Raw genomic sequence first — 14,552 nt, forward strand, 5'->3', positions numbered from 1 at the left:
TCGTGTGACCAGTGGGGGCCGGAGCGGCGGATCCGGAGGAAACCTCGGCGGGGAGACCGGACCCGGTACGTAAGGGACCGGGAGCGGCGTGGCCGAGCGGAGGGACGGGGATGTCCCGTCCTGGAGCGGCTTCGGGTGGAGCCATGCCATCTGTCCGAGTGGGTGAACAGACGGTACGGTCGGCACCGCGCCGGGCGGGTGGCAAGCGCTTTCCTGGACCGTAGGTCCGTGTCGTGAGCGCGTCAATACGTTGGTACGTGATTGAAGTTCACCGATCTGAACGATGTAGGGGTGGAGGCATGCATCCCGCGCTCCTCGCGGCGGCGGCATGGTGCGGTCCGGAGAGGCTGTCGGGCGGCGGTCCGGAGGGGGCGTGGGGTGTCTCGGAAGGATGGGCGGGAGCCGCGGGCGTGTCGGAATTCCGCGTGACGTCCATGTCGGATTTCCGCCAGCCCCGGGGCGCTCCGGTGCCCGATGCTTGGAGCATGCACACCGACACCGAGCGCTGCGTGCGAGCCGTACAGTCGAAGGACGCCCGCTTCGACGGCTGGTTCTTCACCGCGGTCCTCACCACCCGGATCTACTGCCGGCCGAGCTGCCCGGTCGTGGCACCCAAAGCCAGGAACATGACCTTCTACCCCAGCGCCGCCGCCTGTCAGCAGGCCGGATTCCGGGCGTGCAAGCGGTGCCGCCCCGACACCAGCCCCGGATCCCCGGAATGGAACGCCCGCGCCGACTCCGTCGCCCGGGCGATGCGCCTCATCCAGGACGGGGTCGTCGACCGGGAAGGCGTCCCCGGGCTCGCCGCCCGACTCGGATACTCCGCCCGCCAGATCGAACGCCAGCTCCTGGCCGAGCTCGGCGCGGGACCGCTCGCACTGGCCCGCTCCCAGCGGGCCCAGACCGCCCGGGTGCTCATCGAGACGACCGGACTCCCCATGGCCGAGGTCGCGTTCGCCGCCGGCTTCTCGTCCATCCGCACGTTCAACGACACGGTGCGGGAGGTGTTCGCACTCGCCCCGGGCGAACTGCGCGCCCGCGCGGCACGAGGTCCCCGGACAGCGGGCGCCCCCGGCGTCATCGCCCTGCGGCTGCCCTACCGGGCCCCGCTCAACCCCAGCAACCTCTTCGGGCACCTGGCCGCGACCGCCGTCCCCGGCGTCGAGGAATGGCGTGAAGGCGCCTACCGCCGCACCCTGAGCCTCCCGAACGGCCACGGCATCGTGTCGCTCTCACCGGGGTCCGGCCACATCGACTGCCGGCTCTCCCTCACCGACCCCCGGGACCTCACCCAGGCCATCAGCCGCTGCCGCAGACTCCTCGACCTGGACGCCGACCCCGTCGCCGTGGACGGGCAGGTGCGGTCGGACCCGCTGCTCGCCCCCCTGGTCGACGCGGCTCCCGGACGGCGGGTGCCGCGCACGGTCGACGCTGCGGAGTTCGCCGTGCGCGCGGTGCTCGGCCAGCAGGTCTCCACAGCCGCCGCACGCACCCACGCGGCCCGGCTGGTCCGCGCCCACGGGGTGCCGGTCGAGGACCCCGAGGGAGGCCTGACCCATCTCTTCCCGTCCTCCGGCGCACTGGCCGGGCTCGACCCCGAGACGCTCGCCCTGCCCCGCAGTCGCCGCACCACCCTCACCACCCTCGTGGCCGCCCTCGACGACGGATCGTTGCACCTGGGGGAGGGCGCCGACTGGGAGAGGAGCCGCGCGGAACTGGCCGCGCTGCCCGGATTCGGCCCCTGGACGGTCGAGGTCATCGCCATGCGGGCCCTCGGGGACCCGGACGCCTTCCTCCCCACCGACCTGGGGATCCGCAGGTCGGCCGGACAGCTCGGCCTCCCGGCGACCCCCGCGGCCCTCACCGCGCGCGCCGCCCGGTGGAGCCCCTGGCGCGCCTACGCCGTGCAGTACCTGTGGACCGTCGACGACCACCCCATCAACCATCTGCCCGCCTGAGGGCGTGAGGACGACAACCATGACCAGCACACCCACGACGACCCGGCAGCACACGGTCGTCGACAGCCCGTACGGGGCGCTCACCCTGGTCGCGACGGACGGTGCGCTCTGCGGTCTGTACATGACCGCACAGCGGCACCGCCCGCCCGAGGAGACCTTCGGCGCGCCGGACCCGCGGCCCTTCGGGGAGACCGTGCGTCAGCTCGACGCCTACTTCGCGGGCGAGCTGACGGACTTCGACCTGCCGATGCGTCTGGAGGGAACCGCCTTCCAGCGCAGCGTCTGGGCCGAACTCGTACGGATTCCCTACGGGGAGACCCGCTCCTACGGCGAACTGGCCGACCGTCTCGGGAAGCCCGGAGCCTCCCGCGCGGTCGGCCTGGCGAACGGCAGGAACCCGGTGGGGATCATCGTCCCGTGCCACCGCGTCATCGGGGCCTCGGGGAGCCTGACCGGGTACGGCGGCGGGCTGGACCGCAAGCAGCGGCTGCTCGCCTTCGAGCGGGGCACGGAGAGCGGGGTGCCCGCCCTGTTCTGAGCGGGGCACGGAGAGCGGGGTGCCCGGCCTGTTCCGAGCGGGGCGGACGGGGCCGGACATCCGGCACCGTCCGGCCCTCGCCGGCGCTCAGCCCGTGAAGATCTCGGTGACCGACCAGATCGCCAGGCCCAGCATGCACAGCCCGCCGATGCGCTGCACCGTCTTCAGGGGCACCCGCTTGGCGATGAACCTCCCCGCCAGGAGGGCCAGCGCGGACACCGACATCAGGGCGATGGCCGACCCGATCGCCGTCGACCAGGCGCCGTTGCTCGCGGCGAGGTTCGCGGTGGTGATCTGCGTCAGGTCGCCCCACTCGCTGATGAAGACCGCCATGAAGGCGGTCGAGTACACCGGCCAGAAACCGGTGACGGTCTTGATCTCCTCGTCCTCGTCGTCGTCCCCGCCACCGCTGCGCAGCAGCATGAACGCGCCGAACGCGAAGAGAAGGGCCGAGACGAGCTTGACGATCCAGTCGGGCAGCAGGCCGATCAGCCCGCCCGCCCCGACCGCGATGGCGACGTGCACGATGAACGCGGACGACGTACCGAACCAGACGTAGAGCGGGCGCATGCGTGTGCCCATGGCCAGCGAGGCGAACATCGTCTTGTCGGGGAGCTCCGCGAGGAAGATCAGCCCGAAGGCGGTGAGGATCGCCAGGGGGTCGAGATGCATTCCGGGTGGCCTTCTGTGAGAGCCGGGCCCCGGGCCTTCCGCGAAGTGCCACAGGGGCTTTTCGGAGGACCACTCGGCCCGGCATGACGGCGGCGCCCGCAGGGCGCGGGCGTGTCATACCTGACCGAAGGTCTCGCCCACCCGTGACAATCCACGAGCCCGGCCACCGGGAACCCGGAGGCTCCAGTGTGTCGACGACCGGTTTGCGGGGCTACTCCCCTTCGCAGCCGTCAACACTACCCCATCGGACCTGCGGGGCAGCCGCTCGGTAGAGTCCTACGGTGATCATCCGCGCCGTCCCCGGGAGTGCACCCGAATGAGCCGCCGTCCTCGCAAGGCCGCCGGTACCGGGCCCTCCCGGCCCACGGTGAGCGTCTGCCGGGGCTGCTGCTGCGGCACCCCGAAGATCCCCGGCGTGGACCACGCCGGGCAGCTCGCCCAGCTGCGGCAGGCCCTCGACGGGGCCGCGACCGTGCGCGCCGTGGAGTGCCTCGACGCGTGCGAACACGGCAACGTCATCGTCGTGCAGCCCTCGGCGGAAGGCCGGCGGGCGGGCGGCCGCCCCGTCTGGCTCGGGCTGGTCAACGATCCGCACGCCGTGGCCGACATCGCCGCCTGGGCGGGGGAGGGCGGACCCGGCCTCGCCGACCCGCCGGAGATCCTGGACCTGTACGCCTTCAGTCCCTCGCGCCGGATCCGGGCGGGACTGGACGGCGAGCAGGCGTGAAGGCCCGGACGGGCGGCAGGAGCGCGGCGACGCGCAGGTGGACCCGCGTGGCACTCGTGCCGGCGCTCGTCGGACTGCTGAGCGGATGCGGGTCCGCTCCCGCGCACACGGAACCCCCCGCGGCCGGGGACCTGCCGTTCTGGCAGGCAGAGTTCGACGGGCCCGCGGCCACCCGCCCCCCGGAGGAGTCCTGGACGGCCGAATCCGGGAACCGGGAGGCCGAGGGCTGGGGCAACAACGAACTGCAGTACTACACGGACGACGCGGCCAACTCCGCACTCGACGGCGAGGGTCACCTCGTGATCTCGGCCCGGCCCGCCCCCGCTGGTTCCGAACTTCCCTGCTTCACACAGGAGTTCTGCACCTGGACGTCGGCGCGCCTGACCACCGGGGGAAAGGTCGCGCTCACGCACGGACGGGTGGAGGTCCGCGCGAAGATGCCCACCGGCACCGGACTGCTCCCGGCGATCTGGATGCTGGGCGACAACGGAGTGGAGTGGCCCGGACAGGGCGAGATCGACATCTGCGAAGTGGTCGGCGGGGAACCGCGCACGGCGTACGGCACCGCGCACGGTCCGACCTATTTCAACGAGAACGGGATGGGCGGCTCCACCACCCTCGCGGCCGACGCCTCGGAGGCGTTCCACACCTACGCCGTCGACAAGCAGCCGCGCCGTATCACCTGGTCCGTCGACGGAGAGCCGTACTTCACCCTCACCCCGTCGATGCTGCCCTCACCGCACGACTGGGTCTTCGAACAGGACATGCACCTACTGCTCGACGTCGCGGTCGGGGGCGACTGGCCCGGTCCTCCCGACGCCTCGACGCCGGCCCCCGCGTCGATGACGGTCGACCACGTGCGCTTCTACGGCACGGGCCACGCATGACGGTCCGCGGGTGGCGGGTTCATCCCCGCTCCGTGGACAGCCGCTCCAGCAGGGCGGGCAGCGCCGTCGCGATGGGTTCGCGGACGGTCTCCTCGGCCAGCTCGTCGTAGGGCGTCGGCTCGGCGTTGACGACGACGAGCCGTGCGCCGTGCTCCACCGCGATCCCCGCCAGCGAGGCCGCCGGCTGCACCTGGAGTGTCGTCCCCACGGCGACGAACACCTGGCTCGCCTTCGTGATCGCCATGGCCTCGGCGAGTACTTCCGGGTCGAGCCGCTCGCCGAACATCACCGTCGCCGGCTTCAGGATCCCGCCGCAGACCGTGCACGAGGGGTCCGCCTCACCGGCCTCGACCCGGGCCAGTGTGTCGTCCATCGCGGAACGGGCATGGCACCGCGTGCAGACCACCTCGCGTGCCGTGCCGTGGAGTTCGACGACCTTGCGGGCGGACAGCCCCGCCCGCTGGTGCAGGCCGTCGATGTTCTGCGTGAGCACCCGGACCGGGGTACCGGACCGCTCGAGCGCGGCCACCGCGCGATGGGCGGCGTTCGGCTCGGCGCCCCACGTCGCCGCATCGCGGCGCATCAGCCAGGACCGGCGGCGGATCTCCGGATCGGACATGTAGAAGTCGTAGGTGACGAGCTTCTCCGCCTCCGGGTCCTTGGTCCACAGGCCCTGCGGACCCCGGTAGTCGGGAATGCCGGAGTCCGTGGAGATGCCGGCGCCGCTGAGGATCGCGACGAGAGTCATGGCCCGAGCCTACGGACGGCCCGGTCCCGCCGCGACGACATTTCCGCGGGCGCCCCCCAGGGCTGACCCTCACCCCGAGACCGGCAGGCCGTCCTCCAGCTCGGCAGCTCCCGCGCCGGAGTCCAGCACCTCCAGCGCCGCCGAGACACGTCGCTCGAGCCGGCCGGGCAGGTGGGCGGCGAGGCCGGTGCGGTCGACCAGCTTCCAGGAGAGCAGTTCCTCCTCCTGGAGGCGGATCGCGTCGAACCGCTCCTGGGCCAGCACGCCGCCGTCGTACAGGTACGCGACGATGGGCGGGCGTGCCGGACCGCGCACCCAGTCGACCGCGAGCAGCCGGCCCGGCGCCAGGTCGAGACCGATCTCCTCCAGCGTCTCGCGGCGGGCACCCTGCCGGGGGCTCTCGCCTTCGCCCGACTCGACGGTGCCGCCGTTATGAACAGTTCGCATGTCTCAACCCCCCAACTGTCTCAGCGGACGCGCTGCACGGCGCGACTCAAGGAGGTATGGATGAGGGTCGTGTGTCTCAGCGGTAACTCCAGAATCCTGCAGGTTCGGCTTCCCCTTGTACTGGGCGGAGAGGGTCTGCATACAGCCGAGCCGGTCTCAGACATCCCGGCGCCGCACGACGATCATGGCGACGGACACCGAGACGAGCGCCCAGGCCGCGAGCGCTATCCAGGAGCCCGTGATCGTGGCGGGGTATGCGCCCACGCTGGCGTTGGAGTCGGGGTTGAGCGCCAGCCGGCCCTGGGCGGCGAGCGGCAGGTGGTTGCCGATCTCCTTCAAGAACCTGTACCTCTCGCCACCGAAGAGCATGGGCAGGATGAAGAGCATGCCTACTGCTGCGACGATCGAGGCCGTGGCGTGTCGTAGGACGGCGCCGAGCGCCATGCCGATGAGTGCGCAGACCGGGATGACCAGCGCGTATGCCGCAACGGCCCGCAGACAGCCGGGGTCGTGGATCGAGAGGCCGACGTGGCGTGAGGCCAGCATCGCGTTGGTGGTGAAGAACGACGTCACGGAGACGATCACACCGAGAACGAGCGTGATCGCCGTGACGAGAGCCACCTTGGCCGTGATCACCGCACGCCGGTCGGGGGCGGCGGCGAGCGTGGTACGGATCATTCCGGTGGCGTACTCGCCGAAGACCGTAATGGCACCGAAACTGGCCGCGGCCAGTGCCATGACGTCGGCGGCGATGCTGCCCAGGCCGTGGAACAGCGGGTCGTACTTGAAGGGCGGGAAACCGGGCAGCGGGGGATGCGGCTGGTCGATGTACGTCAGGTCGGAGCGGACGGCGTTCACGTTGATCGCGATGGCGACGACGGCGCTGAGGGCGAGCACCCAGTAGGTGGACCGGAGCGACCGCATCTTGATCCACTCAGCGGCAAGCAGGTCGACGAACCTGGCTACCGGTTCGGCGGCGCGCTCGGACGGCCTGGTGCCGGAGAACGTCGTTGTGCTCATCGGGCTTCTCCTGCGAGGAATTCGACGCTGTCGGCGGTGAGGGACATGAACGCCGACTCCAGGGACGAGGTGTGGGTGGCGAGTTCGTGCAGCACCAGGCGGTGCCGGTGGGCAAGGTCGCCGATCCGGGCCGAGGTCAGACCGGTGACCCGGACTGCCTGGTCGCTCTCCCGGCGCACCGACGCACCCTCGGCGATCAGCACGGCCTCCAGGGCCTCCAGGTTGGGCGAGTGCACGGTCACGCCCAGGGAGGTATTGCGGGCCGAGAAGTCCTCCAGGGTCTGGTCGGCGATCAGCCGGCCCTGGCCGATGACGATGAGCCGGTCGGCGGTGTGCTCCATCTCGGCCATCATGTGACTGGAGACGAACACGGTGCGGCCCTCGGACGCCAGACGACGGAACAGACCACGCACCCACAGCACGCCCTCGGGGTCCAGACCGTTCAGGGGCTCATCGAACAGGAGCACTGGCGGATCGCCGAGCAGAGCCCCCGCGATGCCGAGACGTTGCTTCATACCGAGGGAGAACCCCCCGATCCGGCGCCGCGCAACCTTCGCCAGCCCGACCTCCTGGAGGACCTCGTCCACGCGGGACAACGGGATGCGGTTGCTACGGGCCAGAGCGGACAGGTGCGCCTGTGCGCTGCGTCCGCCGTGGACGTCTTGAGCGTCCAACAGCGCGCCGACGTGGCGCAGTCCGCGCGGGCGGTGCGAAAAGGGAACCCCGTCCACGGTGACGGACCCGCGGGTGGGGGCGTTCAGGCCCAGGATCATCCGCAGCGTGGTGGATTTGCCTGCGCCGTTCGGGCCGAGGAAGCCGGTGACCTTGCCCGGTTCCACGGTGAAGGTCAGGTTGTCGACGGCGACGGTGTCGCCGTATCGCTTGGTCAGTCGGGTGGATTCGATCACGGGGTCCAAGCTGCCGGGGAGGGCGCGGAGCCGGCATCGGCCGGTGGTTCACACTTATGAGCCCGGCTGGTAGCCCGGGGGATTACGTTCGTGGGCCAATGCCCCGACGGACGTGCATCGATAGGATCGAGCGATGATCGCCACTCCTCATGCACCCCGGCTCAAACGCGTGCCACCGGGTGTGTGGGTGGCGGCCTTCTGGTCGACCCTCATCCTGGTGCGCATGTTCCAACGGCCGGACGAGCTGCAGCGCCTGTTCCGGTACAACGGCAACACTGAAGACGCGCCGCTCCTGGTCACCGCCGTCGTCACGACCTTGGGGGCGCTGCTCCTGTTCCGCGCGCCGCTGGCGGCCGTAGCCGTGGCGCTCACGGGTACTGTCTTCTCCCTCGGGATGCCGGTACGGGAGACACCCGTCGCACTCTTCCTCCTGGCCGACGCGGCCGTGGGCTACACCGCTGCGACCCGTTCACGGCGCGTCTCGGTACTCGCCGCCGCGCTGCCGGTCGGCATACTGGCCGGCTACACGTTCTGGCGGCTTGCTAGTGGCTACTTCTTCAACCTCGCGGTCCCGGCCGCCCTCGCGTCGACCGTCGTCATCGCCTGGCTGATCGGCAACACGGTCCATCAGAACCGGGCGCACGCAGACACAGTGCGCGCCCAGGCCACCGAGCAGGCGGTCACGGCCGAGCGGCTGCGGATCGCCCGGGAGCTGCACGACATGGTCGCGCACAACATCGGCATCATCGCCATCCAGGCTGGTGTGGGCAGCCGGGTCATGGACACCCAGCCAGCCGAGACGCGCAACGCGCTCAACGCCATCGAGGCCACCAGCAGGGAGACCCTCTTCGGCCTGCGGCGGATGCTCGGCGCACTCCGGCAGAGCGACCAGGAGTCCGCGCCGCTCGACCCGACCCCGGGTCTGGCCGCCCTTGATCAACTGGTTGGGAAGACCGCAGCCGCCGGGGTCCGGGTCGACGTCCGATGGCGGGGGGACCGACGTGATCTGCCCTCCGACGTCGACCTCGCGGCCTTCCGTATCGTCCAGGAGGCGGTCACCAACGTGGTGCGACATTCCGGCACCCGGGACTGCAGCGTGACGGTCGACTACCGCCTCGACGAACTGTCCGTCGATATCGTCGACCTCGGTTGCGGCGGCACCGTCGCAGATTCCGGATACGGCATCGCCGGCATGCGTGAACGGGTCAGTCTGCTGCAGGGCGAATTCAGCGCCGGGCCGCGCCCGGAAGGCGGCTTCCGCGTGGCAGCTCGGCTGCCTGTGCCTGTGGAGGCAGGACGATGATCTGTGTCCTTCTGATCGATGACCAGCCCCTGATCCGTAGCGGCCTACGCGTCCTCATCGCCGACACCCCCGACCTGCAGGTAGTGGGTGAGGCTGGGAACGGCACCGAGGCGGTGGAACTGGTTCAACGGCTAAGGCCGGACGTCGCCATCATGGACATCCGCATGCCCGAAATGGATGGCATCGAGGCCACCCGCCGGATCAACGCGGATCCGGAGTCGAAGACCCGTGTACTCGTCCTCACCACCTTTGACGACGACGAGTACGTCTACGGCGCGCTGCGCGCCGGAGCGAGCGGTTTCCTCGTCAAGGACATGCCGCTGGAGACCATCCTCGACGGGATCAGGATCGTCGCCGCGGGTGACGCTCTCATAGCTCCGAGCGTCACCCGCCGTCTCATTGGGGAGTTCGCCACACGGCCCGAGCCCACCCTCGCCAGCCGGGTGGTAGTCGACAGCATCACCGGCCGGGAACGCGAGGTCCTGACCCTTGTCGGCCGCGGCCTGTCCAACACCGAGATCGCGGAGGAGCTCTCCATCAGCGTGGCCACGGCCAAGGCGCACCTCGCACGACTCTTCACCAAACTCGACGCACGCGACCGGGTCCACCTCGTCATCCTCGCTTATGAGATCGGCCTGGTCGCGCCCACACGGTGAGGTCCACCCGCAGATGTCCCCTCGGCCTCAGTGATCCGCCCAATCCGGTTTCCGAGCCGTTTGCCGTCGTGCTTCTCGGCTACGTACGCACCTCAGCGTGTGCATCCCGACTCGTCATACTCCGCCGTTGAGAACGGTGAGGCGGCTCTGCTGCTGCTTACTCAGCTTCTTCTTCAGATCGATGTTCTCGTGGTAGAGGTTGGCTGTCACCGTGGCCAGGGCGTCGAGTTTGCTCTGTAGCTCGCTGACCTTCATGTTGGCTTTCCGGAGCTTTCCCTTGAGTTCAGCGATGGTTTCGTCGCGCTGAACCTCGCCAGGCGTCCGGAGGACTGGTTGCGGGATGCGGGCGTTCCACTCGGCGAGGATGTCCTCGGCCCGGTGGACGCTGGCGTGGCTGACCTGGGCTTCGCGGGCCAGGTTCTCCTTGGTGAGCGCACCGTCGCTGTGCAGGGGCTCTCCCGCCAGCAGCCGGGCCATGGCCTCCCGGAGTTTGGCGGCAGTGGCTGCGGACACCGGCATCAGAGGTTCTCCTTCAACTTGTCGATCTGCGCGGTGGCGGTGCGGACTTCGTCGAGACGAGTCTGTGCCTGCTCGCGCAGCGGCTTGGAGAGCTTCTTCCCCAAGAACTCCATCAAGTCGGCCTCCTCCATGCGCCAGATCCGCTCATGCGACAGGGTGAGGACGGAATTGCGGCAACGGGACGGTTGGCAGGCGCCCAGCAGCGGGGCCTGACCGCGCTGAGCGGGTGGGAGTTGGTTCTGGCACTCCGCGGTGGGAGCGTTCCAGAGGCAGTGGTTGACCGTGCCCAGGTGGAGGTTCGCGAACTCGTCCCGCAAGAGCGTGACTTCCAGCCGCTCGTCGGCGACCTGGGCACGCAGTGTGGGGCCTTGTGCGAGGAGGGCGTTGACCTTGTCGAGCCCGGCGTGAAAACGGGCGGCACCGGGGCCGACCGCGATGGTGGCTCCGCTTCGGCGGGCTTTGAGGAGTCCGGCCAGCTTCTGGGCCGCTGCGGTCTGCAGATCGGTGTCGAACTCCTTCGCCCACTTGGCATCGGTCTTGCCGTAGGCACCGGTGAGGCGATTGGCCAGCGCCCGGCGCGCGGCGTGCTTGAGCTGAATACCCAGGGCGATGTCGCCGTCCGGCTGCTGGCTGGCGATGATTGACATGGTCTTGCGGAACATGTGCGGACGTACCCGCCCAGGAGGGATCTCCTCCAGGCCGGTGAGGTGCCGGGTGGTATTCACCGTCTCGATAAAGAAGTCGATGTCGTCGGCTGCTGAGATCCCGGCGCGTGCTCGTCCGGCATGCCCGTCCTCGCTGGGAGGCGTCATCGAGGCGAAGATGTGCGTGTCGTGCCAGGTCAACCGTTCGGCCACTGCCAAGGCTTGGGCGACCGGCTCGATGATCCACCAGTTGGCGCGCGGTCGTGAAAGATCTCCCTTGGACTTGTGGGAGCTGATCGCCGGTGCTCCGTAGTGCTGCGTGAGCGCACCGCGCTGGATTTCCTGGATCTCGCTATCCCGCATCGCACTCAACGCCGCCACAAAGATGTAGCAGGATGCCCGAAGCATCCGCAGATCCCTGTCCAGTTGATTGTCCAAGTACACGATCCGGCGCTCGCCGACTGCGGCTCGCAGCACCAGATCGCGTCGACGGCGCCCCTGTTTGCTGCCGCTGCCGAAGAGATCCACCCGCCCCGAGGTGTCATAGAGCAGGGATTCCATCGCCGACCACACAGGCTCTCCGGGAGCGAGCCGACTCGTTTCGGGGTGAACGGGGACGAGATTCGCCGGGTTGGCAAGCCATTTCTGGAGCACGGCATCCATGGATTGTGATGAGCGGCGGCGTGTCGCGTAGTCGGCGTAGTCCGATTCGAACTGCTTGGCGGCGGCAGGGCGGACAGGTCGGATCCGGTCCGTCCTTTCGATCATCCGTATGACCTTCCGCCGACGTTCCGTGCCTTGCCGGTTGTTCTTGGTGGCGAAGACAGTCGAGCTCGCTCCTGCCGTCACCGCTCGGCTCAAGGAGCTCCAGATGGGTGAGCCCTTCGGGTTGAACCTGTTCTCGCGGTCGCTGACGGGTACCAAGTTGGCCGGGTTGGTCAGCCACAACTCCAGCTGTTCGTTGATAACTTCGGCACCGAGGGTGGCTTGGGTCAGCCGGGGGGCCGATGCACGCTCTGCTTCGCGGTCGCGTTGATCCAGGATGCTCGCGGAATGCCGATCGATATAGGACCAGGCGGCCCGTAGTAACGGCCACCAGACTTCCGGCGCGATCGAGGGTGTGGCCAGCTCGCCATCAGTGGCGACTTCGGCCACGTCGCTGTCTGTCCGACCTGGCCAGGGGTCTTCCAGCGGGGCGGTGCCTGTGAGGACGGCGGCGAAGCGGACCAGATGGCGTACAGCTCCCACCGCACTGCGTACGGACTCCGGCTTTGTGCTTGACGCACAGTGGTCGATGTAGGCCTGCCAGTCTTCGACCGACCAGAAGTGCAAGCCGTCCGGCATCCCCTCGCGACGTGCCCAGGCCCCGAGCTGCGACACGCTGAAGCAGACCTTGATGACCGTGGCGGTGGCCCACTTCTTTCTGGGCAGGAAGATTCCTGCATTCCGCAGAGCTTGGTGATTGGGGTTGAGCATGCTGAACGCCACTTCCCGCACACGCAAGTTCCAGACCGGATCGATCGGGAACACACACTTCCACTGTGCCGGGATCTTGTTCGCCGGTCGTCGGAGGCAATCGCAGGGCCACTCATCGATGCGCCCGAAGGACGGTCCCCGAACGCCGGGGAGCTGCCCCGGCATACTGGCGTAGACGGGTTCATCGTCAGCGAAGGCCTGAGAGACCGGCCTGTCCATCGGGGTGGGAACGGTCATCGGTCGTACTCCGTTCGCATGCCCAACGACAGGTTCAGTCGGATGTCATGCTCCTGGATGGCCCGGCGCGCTGTGGGAATGTGCTCAGCGCATTCCTCGAACACTTCGGCCAGCGCCTTGGCCTGGCGTCCCCACACCGCATCCCAGACCGGTGGCGGCTGCGTCAGGCGCATCCGCTCGATGTGATCGGACAGCAACAACTGCTGCGGCAGCTGGGAGACGAACACGACCGCATTGGTGCAGACCATGCACATGGCCGGGGCTACATGACAGAGCTTGCCGGGAGTGCTGTGCGGCGAGTCATGAGGGTTCTTGCAGTTGGTGACGCCCATGTCGAGCTCGCCGGCACTCAGGGAGGCCCCCTGTTCAGGGCTCACCCCCAGCGCGTGCGCAACTTCGGGTTCACCGAGGCGGGACTGTACATCCGGTGCGACCAGAACCGGCTTGCCGGCCAGCCGGTCGAACACGAGCTGCTGGGCGCGGTTCATCGCCGCTCCGGCCAGGACCCGAGCTGTGGTGCCGTGAGCGTAGTAGCCCTGGAACACCTGGATGCTGTGATCATCCCCTGCCATGTCGGACAACGTGCCCCCCAGGGCAACGACGCGCGTGGTCTTCGCGGTCTTGCGCAGTCGAGGCGCCGCGTGCGGTTCGGAGATGGCCAAGGCGGGTTGGCCGTCCGCATCGAGATGGGAGGCGATCCAGTGCGTGAAGCGGCGACCAGGATCGACGAAGCGGGCGAACCGCGCATCCATGATGCTGCGGTTCTTCGCATACTCGACAGCGGTGAACAGCCACGGCACGCCGCCGAACACTTCGCGCGTCAGCGCGGTGGCCGTCACAAGGCGTCGCAGCAGGCCAGGAACATCCCAATCACCTTGGCCCTCGTAAACAAGCTCCCCAGGCACCTCGCCCTCCTCCAAGGGCAGGTCGACCACGTGGTAGTCGGCGCGGACGCGGTCCGCGCGGTTTTTGGTCTGGACAATACGTACGCCCTGATTGCTGAACTCCAGATCAGGAACCCGTAGCGCATGTAGTTCCTCGGTCGTGCAGTCGAGCATGGCCAGCAGCAGCAGGACTCGAAACGGGTGCAGGTCCAACTCCTGCGGATAGAGCAAGGCATGCACGCCCCGCAAGAGGCCGTAGAAGCCGCCGAGCGCACCGTTGTCGGCCGGCCGCACATCCCGTAGTTCCTGAGGCCAGCGCTTGGCGTGCGCGGGGAGGTGTACACGGAGTTCGTTCATGGTCAACAGACGGTGACGGGCGGACCAGACCAGATTCGGCAGCTCGTTCCAGCCGAACCCTCGCGGATCTTGACCGGCCTCCAGGAGTTTCCTTCCCTGGGCAAGACGCTTCTCGAGGGCTCGCAGGTCATCCTGGGCGGCGCCCTTGAGTGCGAGGCGTTCGGAGTTGGAGAACTCGTCCAGTGGTTCCCCAGTGGCCTTGCGCAGAGTGGGTGGTGCCGCAGCACGCTTGCGCAACTTGTCAGGCACGCGCGCATCGCGCTCAGCCCGGTGGTGCACCAAGCCGAGCAGCGAGCGTGACAACGCCCACGGCTGCGACGAATTCTCGGGGAACTGGGCGAGGAGGTCGTTCTCCCACGCGTAGATGGCCTCGGTGAGATCGATGTGGTCGGTGTCTAGACGGGCATCAGCCGGGTCCAGGCCTCGAGCCGTGAGATAGGGGCCGATGAACTTCGCGAATGAGCGAACCGCTCCGAGATATCTGTCGCTGTTCTTCAAGGCTGCTTTGTGGTGATACTCGATCCACACGTCTGCCAGTTGAGCCACCAGCGCCCGACATTGGTACTCTCCC

Annotated in this window: 13 protein-coding genes and 1 pseudogene; 6 read left to right on the forward strand and 8 right to left on the reverse strand. The window is 68.7% G+C overall.

The window, feature by feature from the left end:
• The first annotated feature begins 485 nt into the window (after positions 1–485).
• Both B9S57_RS05870 and B9S57_RS05875 read left to right on the forward strand, forming a co-directional pair.
• On the forward strand, positions 486–1,958 hold the full coding sequence (locus tag B9S57_RS05870) for an AlkA N-terminal domain-containing protein (protein ID WP_103514449.1): 1,473 nt from the start codon (positions 486–488) through the stop codon (positions 1,956–1,958).
• A 19-nt stretch (positions 1,959–1,977) separates the two neighbouring features.
• Positions 1,978–2,496, forward strand: a complete 519-nt coding sequence (locus B9S57_RS05875; RefSeq protein ID WP_103514450.1) for a methylated-DNA--[protein]-cysteine S-methyltransferase — start codon at positions 1,978–1,980, stop codon at positions 2,494–2,496.
• Between the two features lie 87 nt (positions 2,497–2,583).
• On the opposite strand, the gene B9S57_RS05880 is transcribed toward B9S57_RS05875, so the two are convergent.
• Complete coding sequence (locus tag B9S57_RS05880; protein WP_103514451.1) at positions 2,584–3,168, reverse strand: TMEM165/GDT1 family protein; 585 nt, start codon at positions 3,166–3,168, stop codon at positions 2,584–2,586.
• 316 nt (positions 3,169–3,484) lie between these two features.
• Between B9S57_RS05880 and B9S57_RS05885 the strand changes: the two genes are divergently transcribed.
• Both B9S57_RS05885 and B9S57_RS05890 read left to right on the forward strand, forming a co-directional pair.
• A complete protein-coding gene (locus B9S57_RS05885) occupies positions 3,485–3,895 on the forward strand; it encodes a (2Fe-2S) ferredoxin domain-containing protein (RefSeq protein WP_103514452.1) in 411 nt (136 codons plus the stop codon).
• 47 nt (positions 3,896–3,942) lie between these two features.
• Positions 3,943–4,782: a glycoside hydrolase family 16 protein gene (locus B9S57_RS05890; RefSeq protein ID WP_258036239.1), complete on the forward strand. Its 840-nt coding sequence runs from the start codon at positions 3,943–3,945 to the stop codon at positions 4,780–4,782.
• A gap of 19 nt (positions 4,783–4,801) precedes the next feature.
• Here the strand turns inward: B9S57_RS05890 and B9S57_RS05895 are convergent, their stop codons facing one another.
• The 4 genes and pseudogenes from B9S57_RS05895 to B9S57_RS05910 form a co-directional block, all read right to left on the reverse strand.
• On the reverse strand, positions 4,802–5,530 hold the full coding sequence (locus B9S57_RS05895; RefSeq protein WP_103514454.1) for a Sir2 family NAD-dependent protein deacetylase: 729 nt from the start codon (positions 5,528–5,530) through the stop codon (positions 4,802–4,804).
• Between the two features lie 69 nt (positions 5,531–5,599).
• Positions 5,600–5,959 (reverse strand): annotated as a pseudogene (locus tag B9S57_RS05900) (NUDIX domain-containing protein); the annotation flags it as partial.
• Positions 5,960–6,133: 174 nt separating this feature from the next.
• The gene (locus B9S57_RS05905) at positions 6,134–6,997 is read right to left on the reverse strand and encodes an ABC transporter permease subunit (RefSeq protein WP_103514456.1); all 864 of its coding nucleotides are present in this window, start codon (positions 6,995–6,997) and stop codon (positions 6,134–6,136) included.
• A complete protein-coding gene (locus tag B9S57_RS05910) occupies positions 6,994–7,905 on the reverse strand; it encodes an ABC transporter ATP-binding protein (protein ID WP_181011243.1) in 912 nt (303 codons plus the stop codon). The genes B9S57_RS05905 and B9S57_RS05910 overlap by 4 nt, the downstream gene beginning before the upstream one ends.
• A 133-nt stretch (positions 7,906–8,038) precedes the next feature.
• Here B9S57_RS05910 and B9S57_RS05915 point away from each other — a divergent pair, with 133 nt between their 5' ends.
• Both B9S57_RS05915 and B9S57_RS05920 read left to right on the forward strand, forming a co-directional pair.
• The gene (locus B9S57_RS05915) at positions 8,039–9,208 is read left to right on the forward strand and encodes a sensor histidine kinase (RefSeq protein WP_103514458.1); all 1,170 of its coding nucleotides are present in this window, start codon (positions 8,039–8,041) and stop codon (positions 9,206–9,208) included.
• Entirely contained in the window at positions 9,205–9,864 is a 660-nt protein-coding gene (locus B9S57_RS05920) for a response regulator transcription factor (RefSeq protein ID WP_103514459.1), read from the forward strand. The genes B9S57_RS05915 and B9S57_RS05920 overlap by 4 nt, the downstream gene beginning before the upstream one ends.
• Positions 9,865–9,978: 114 nt before the next feature.
• On the opposite strand, the gene B9S57_RS05925 is transcribed toward B9S57_RS05920, so the two are convergent.
• From B9S57_RS05925 to B9S57_RS05935, 3 genes are read right to left on the reverse strand one after another with little or no spacing between them, the layout of a single operon-like run.
• Complete coding sequence (locus B9S57_RS05925; RefSeq protein ID WP_103514460.1) at positions 9,979–10,383, reverse strand: hypothetical protein; 405 nt, start codon at positions 10,381–10,383, stop codon at positions 9,979–9,981.
• Entirely contained in the window at positions 10,383–12,740 is a 2,358-nt protein-coding gene (locus tag B9S57_RS34120; protein WP_146057717.1) for a hypothetical protein, read from the reverse strand. The genes B9S57_RS05925 and B9S57_RS34120 overlap by 1 nt, the downstream gene beginning before the upstream one ends.
• Positions 12,737–14,509, reverse strand: a complete 1,773-nt coding sequence (locus B9S57_RS05935) for a hypothetical protein (protein ID WP_146057718.1) — start codon at positions 14,507–14,509, stop codon at positions 12,737–12,739. Before B9S57_RS05935 ends, B9S57_RS34120 begins: the two co-directional genes overlap by 4 nt.
• Between the last annotated feature and the right edge of the window lie 43 nt (positions 14,510–14,552).

Origin of the sequence: Streptomyces sp. SM10, from assembly GCF_002910915.1 — a bacterium.
Lineage (GTDB): Bacteria > Actinomycetota > Actinomycetes > Streptomycetales > Streptomycetaceae > Streptomyces.